The 6008-nt window shown below is 63.2% G+C and carries 5 protein-coding genes; all 5 read right to left on the bottom strand.

Features of this window, described 5'->3' with window-relative positions; translation table 11 throughout:
* On the bottom strand, positions 1-513 hold a 513-nt coding region (locus ACN0T5_RS21585; RefSeq protein ID WP_417770663.1), incomplete at its 3' end, for an ABC transporter permease.
* 5 nt (positions 514-518) lie between these two features.
* The gene (locus ACN0T5_RS21580; protein WP_417770662.1) at positions 519-2147 is read right to left on the bottom strand and encodes an ABC transporter permease; all 1629 of its coding nucleotides are present in this window, start codon (positions 2145-2147) and stop codon (positions 519-521) included.
* Between the two features lie 82 nt (positions 2148-2229).
* Positions 2230-3348, bottom strand: coding sequence for an extracellular solute-binding protein (locus tag ACN0T5_RS21575; protein WP_417770661.1), 1119 nt, complete (start codon positions 3346-3348; stop codon positions 2230-2232).
* Positions 3349-3432: 84 nt separating this feature from the next.
* Positions 3433-4527: an ABC transporter ATP-binding protein gene (locus ACN0T5_RS21570; protein ID WP_417770664.1), complete on the bottom strand. Its 1095-nt coding sequence runs from the start codon at positions 4525-4527 to the stop codon at positions 3433-3435.
* A gap of 159 nt (positions 4528-4686) precedes the next feature.
* Positions 4687-6008 (bottom strand): aminotransferase class III-fold pyridoxal phosphate-dependent enzyme (locus tag ACN0T5_RS21565; RefSeq protein WP_417770660.1); only part of this gene is annotated, 1322 nt, incomplete at its 5' end.

Below are 6008 nucleotides of genomic sequence, written 5' to 3'. Positions count from 1 at the left end.
CAGCGTCGCGGTGACGGTGATGATGACGAAGGGAATGCCCAGCGCTGCATGGGCAAGTACCACGCCGAAGTAGGTGCCCTGGAGTCCGATGCGGCTGTAGAAGAAATACATGCCGGCCGCCGAGATGATTAGCGGCACGATCATCGGCGAGATCAGGATCGCCATGATCGCACGGCGGAAGGGCACGTGGCTCTGGCTCAGCCCGATGGCGGCAAGGGTGCCGAAACTGACCGAGAGGATCGTCGCCATTGGCGCGATCTTCAGCGAGTTCCACATCGCGGCCTGCCAATCGGAGTTGCTGAAGAAATCCTGGTAGTGCTTCAGCGAATAGCCCTCGGGATCGAAGCGCAACATTTCGGGTGTGAAGGTAAAGAAGTTCTCCGCGTTGAAGCTGAGCGGGATGATCACCAGGATCGGTGCGATCAGGAAAAAGAAGATCAGCCCGCAAATCACGCGGAAAGTGTAGTGCCAGACGCGCTGGCCGGTGGAGGCATATGGAGGAAGTGCGCTCATGTCCGTTATCCCAGCTTCACGTTGTCGATGCCCACGATACGGTCATAGGCCCAGTAGAGGATCAGCACCGCCACCAGCAGGATTGTGCCAAGCGCAGCGGCGAGGCCCCAGTTCAGCGAACTGGAGATGTGGTAGGCGATCCGGTTCGAGATGAATGTCCCGGTGTTGCCGCCGACAAGTTCGGGCGTGATGTAGTAGCCGATGGCAAGGATGAAGACGAGGATCGAGCCCGCGCCGATGCCCGGCACGCTCTGCGGGAAGTAGACGCGCCAGAAGGCCGTCCAGTCCGTCGCGCCCAGCGACTTGGCCGCGCGCACGTAGGAGGGGTTAATCGTCTGCATCACGGAATAGAGCGGCAGGATCATGAACGGCAGAAGGATATGCGTCATCGCGATGATCGTGCCGGTCTGGTTGTTGATCAGCACAAGGCGGTCGGAATCGCTGACCAGACCGATCCACACCAGTATGTCGTTGATCACGCCCTGGTTCTGCAACAGCACCTTCCAGGCCGAGGTACGCACCAGCAGCGAGGTCCAGAACGGCAGCAGCACCAGGATGAGCAGGACGTTCGCCTTGCTGGTCGGCAGGTTCGCCAGGAGGAAAGCGACGGGGTAACCCAGCACGATACAGCTGAGGGTGATCACCACCGACATGAAGATCGTGCGCTTGAACAGCGTGATATAAATGCGCTGGTTCTCGTCCTGCTGCTCGATTCCCGCGGGCGTCAGCTTGAGATCGATGGCAGTCAGGAAGTAACCGGAGGTGAAGGTGGGCGAATAGGCCTTGATCGTGCCCCAGGTGGACAGCGCGGTCCAGTCTTCGTCCACATCCTCGAACTGCTGGCGGATCGATACGGTCTCGAAACCGGGCACGGCGTCGGCGGCCTGCTCCAGCAGTGCACGCATCGGCCCCTCGATCGATTCGGGCACGGTCTGCTGCGCGGCGAGATCGCGATAGAGCGCGGTATAGACGAAGTCCCACGGCTGTTCCTCCGCCGGGTCGTCGCCCTCTTCTTCGACCATGACGCGCGCCCAGCCGTCATAGGCGGTCGCGGTTTCGGGCAATGCGTCACCGGCGACCTCGCGCAGCGCGACCCAGGTGCCCGGGTCTTCCCAGGCCGGATCGAGCGCCACGAACTGATCGGTATATATGTCGGTGTCAAAACGGTCGACGCGGCGCCCGGTCTTGCGGAACAGCGACGAGATGCCGGTGGTTTCATAGTTCAGCCGCGAGCCGAGCCGCGTGTGGGTCTTGAACTCCGCCGCGACGACAAGATCGTAGTAAAGCGCGGCAAAGACGTCCTCGTCCGGCACCTCGCCGGTATCGTATTCCCAATCGTCTAGCGCATCGACCGTCCGCGGCAGGGTCAGTTCGACGATGTCGTTCTCGACCGAGCGGAACAGCATGTCGGCGATGGGCGCGATGAATGTGAGCAGGATGAACAGCAGCAGCGGAGCAATCAGCATCAACGCGCGCAGTTTCTGACGGCGCAGGGCACGGCCCAGGCTGGCCTTGAGGGGGCGGCCGTCTGCGGCGACCATCTTGCCGCTCTCGGCCTGGCGTTCGGCGTCGCGGATGGCAGTGTCGGGCGTCGGGCCGGTCATCTTTTCGGGATGGGAGGTCGCGTCGGACATTCAGGGCTCCGCTTCTGTTCTGCGGTTTTGCGGCGGGGTGGCCGGGGGCGAATTCCGCCCCCGGCCCGTGTCTCTGGCGGGATTACTTGGCCAGCCAAGCCTGGAACTTGGAATCCAGGTCATCGCGGTAGTCGGCCCACCATTCGTAGTTGTAGAGGAAGGTGTTGGTGGCGTTGGCCGGATCGGTCGGCATGTGCGGCGCCATGTCGATGCCAAGCTCGGCGTGCTGACCAACCAGCGGCGCAGAAGATTTGCGCGCCGGGCCGTAGGAGATGTACTTGGCCTGGTCGGCAAGGCGCTGGGTGTCGGTGGCGAACTTGAGGAAGTCCATCACGCGCGCCTTACGATCCTCCGGCAGACCCGCGGGAACGATCCAGCCATCCAGGTCGAACACCTGCGCGTCCCACAGCATGGCGACGGGTTGGTCCTGTTCCTCGATGACCGAGAACAGGCGGCCGTTGTAGGTCGAGCCGATCACGACTTCACCGTCGGCCAGGAGCTGCGGCGTGTCGGCGCCGGCCGACCACCACACCACCTGGTCCTTGATGGTGTCGAGCTTGGCGAGTGCCTGGTCCTGGCCCTCTTCGGTCTCGAGCACGTCATAGACATCATCCTTGGCGACGCCATCGCACAGAAGGGCCCATTCCATGTTGTTGATCGGACGCTTCTCGAGGCTGCGCTGACCGGGGAAATTCTCCAGGTCGAACACGGCGCAGATATCCTCGGGCTCCTTGCCGCCCCACTCTTCCACGTCGGTACGGTAGCCGAAAGTGGTCGAATAGACGATCTGCGGAATGAAGCAGTCGCTGACCAGCAGGTCGCCGAAGTCATCCGAGGCAGAGCTGCCGTCACCGCCGCCCGCCAGGACCTCGTCGTGGTCGATCTCCATCGCGAGACCCTCGTCGCACAGACGGATCGCGTCAGAGGCGACGACGTCCACGAGATCCCAGGTGATGTTGCCGGCCTCGTTCATGGCACGCAGCTTCGCCACCGCCTCGGCCGAGCTTTCGTCCCAGATCACGTTCACGTCGGGGTTCTCGGCCTGGTAGGGCTCGACATAGGCTTTGAGCTGGCTGTTCTGGTAGGCGCCGCCCCAGGAAACGATGGTCATCTCGTTGGCCATGTTGCCGTGGCTCTCGGCCCAAGCGCTACCGGCGATCAGCATCGCGCCGCCCGACATGAGGAGGGTTTTCAGTTTCATACTCATTCTCCTTGTTCTCCTAATAAGCCCGTTATTCTTTTGCGCCGGCCCGTTCTCGGGCTGAAAGGACCGGCAGACCGGTGCTCAGGCGTCCAGAGCGCGGCAATCTTCCGGCTGCCACCCGATCTTGATCTGTTGCCCCGGCTGCAGGCGCACCTGATCGGCGCTGTTGCGGGTCTTGACGATGAAATCGTCGCGTCCCGCCACCTTCAGCCGGGTGCGGAAGATGTCGCCCATGTAGATGAACTCCAGCACCTCGGCATCGAGGAGGTGGGCGTTCTCGTCCAGGCGGCTGCGGTCGAACTCGACCCGTTCGGGCCGGATCGAGACGCGGGTGCGCTCGCCCGGGCGCGAAACATTCACCGGCATAGCGTCGATCAGGCTGCCATCGTCAAGCTTGACGAGGCAGATATCGTCGCGGATCTCGAGAACCTCGCCTTCAAGCGTGTTGTTCTCGCCGATGAACTGGGCGACGAAGCTGTTCTGGGGATGCTCGTAAAGGTCATCCGGCGGGGCGATCTGCTGGATCACGCCATCGTCGAACACGGCGACGCGATCCGACATGGTCAGCGCCTCGGTCTGGTCATGGGTGACGTAGACCACGGTGATACCCAGATCGTGCGCGAGGTTGGTGATTTCGAATTGCAGGCTTTCGCGCAGCTGCTTGTCAAGCGCGCCAAGCGGTTCGTCCATGAGCACCAACTCTGGCTCGAACACCAGCGCGCGGGCCAGCGCGATGCGTTGCTGCTGCCCGCCCGAAAGCTGCGCCGGGCGACGATTGGCAAAGTCGCCCATCTGCACCCGGTCAAGCGCGCGCTTGATCTTGGCCTCGCGCTCGGGCTTTGCGATCTTGCGCACCTCGAGCGGAAAGGACAGGTTCTCGCCCACGGTCATGTGCGGGAACAGTGCGTAGTTCTGGAACACCATGCCGATACCGCGCTTATGCGGCGGGATGTTGTTGATCGGCTGGCCGTCAAGGCGAATTTCGCCGTGAGTGGCCGTCTCGAAACCAGCCAGCATCATCAGGCAAGTGGTCTTGCCCGAGCCCGATGGGCCCAGCATGGTCAGAAACTCGCCTTTCGGCATTTTCAGGTTGAGGTCTTTGACGACCAGCGTCTCGCCGTCATAGCTTTTCTGCACGCGTTCAAATTCAACGAACGCATCGTCGGTCCGGTTCACAACCAAGTCAGACTCCCCGTCTGTCATTTATCGCGGCCTAGTTGAACCGCGTTTTTTCACAGTAAACAGACTCACTACGGGACATGCAACACAATCGCGCCACATTGCGGGAAAATCGCGTGACGTCACGCCCGTGCCTGACTTGCCGTCCGACCCCCATCAGGCCGGCAGCACCGAAGTCACGGCGGCGCGCGTCTTGTCGATGATCCCGCCGGCCTCGCCCTCGCTCAGGCATAGCGGCGGGGCAAAGCCGATGATGTCACCCTGCGGCATCGCGCGGGCGATGACACCAAGGCGCCCCATCTCGGTCACGACGCGGGCGCAGATGCCATCGGCGGCGTCGAAACCGGCGCGGCTGTCGCGGTCGCGCACCAGCTCGACCGCGCAGAGCATCCCGTCGCCGCGCACCTCGCCGACGTTGGGATGCGCCCCCAGCGCGTCGCGCATCCCCTCGATCAACTTCGGTCCGACCTGCCGCACGTTGTCGACCAGCCCGAGGCTGTCGATCAGCTTGAGGTTGGCGATGCCCGCCGCCGCGCCGATCGGATGGGCCGAGTAGGTCCAGCCGTGACCCAGCGGGCCGTTTTCGTCCGTGCCTTGCTCCAGCACCTTCCACATCCGGTCGCCCACGATCGAGCCGGAGAGCGGCGCATAGGCCGAGGTCAGCCCTTTGGCGATGGTGATCAGGTCGGGGCGGATGCCGTAGTGATCCGAGCCCATCATCGTGCCCATGCGGCCAAAGCCGGTGACGACCTCGTCGGCCACCAGCAGGATGTCGTGCTTCTTCAGCACCGCCTGCACCTGCTCCCAGTAGCCCTCGGGCGGCGGGACGATGCCGCCGGTGCCGAGGATCGGCTCGCCGATGAAGGCGGCGATGGTATCGGCGCCCTCGCGCTCGATCAGCGCCCCGAGTTCGGCGACGAGATGGGCGGTGAACTGCGCCTCGCTCATCGACGCATCGGGCCGGCGGTAGTAATAGGGCGAGTCGGTGTGGATGACCTGCGTCAGCGGCAGGTCGAATTTCTTGTGAAACAGTTCAAGGCCGGTCAGCGAACCGGTCATCAGCCCGGAGCCGTGATAGCCGCGCCAGCGCGAGATGATCTTCTTCTTCTCGGGACGCCCCAGGATGTTGTTGTAATACCAGATCAGCTTGACGTTGGTCTCGTTCGCGTCCGAGCCGCCGAGGCCGAAGTAGACCTTGCTCATCCCTTCGGGGGCGCGGTCCATCACCATCTTGGCTAGGGTTATGCTGGTCTCGGTGCCGTGGCCGACATAGGCGTGGTAATAGGCCAGCTCGCGCGCCTGCCCGGCAATCGCCTCGGCGATCTCGGTGCGGCCGTAGCCGACGTTGACGCAGTAGAGGCCGGCAAAGGCATCAAGAAAGCGATTGCCGTCGCGATCGGTGATGTAGCAGCCCTTGGCGGTGCTGATCACGCGGCCCGGCTTGTCGCCGCGCGCGTGCTGGGCAAGGTGCGTCGACT

Source organism: Stappia sp. (genome assembly GCF_048261845.1).
In the GTDB taxonomy this organism is placed as follows: domain Bacteria; phylum Pseudomonadota; class Alphaproteobacteria; order Rhizobiales; family Stappiaceae; genus Stappia.
Note: the sequence above shows the minus strand (reverse complement) of the source record. Positions and strands in the feature narration are given on the sequence as shown.

What these genes read in the sequence shown, in the direction of transcription:
- ACN0T5_RS21580 (WP_417770662.1), bottom strand. Translation starts at nt 2,147, where the DNA reads ATGTCCGACGCGACCTCCCATCCCGAAAAGATGACCGGCCCGACGCCC.
- ACN0T5_RS21575 (WP_417770661.1), bottom strand. Translation starts at nt 3,348, where the DNA reads ATGAAACTGAAAACCCTCCTCATGTCGGGCGGCGCGATGCTGATCGCC.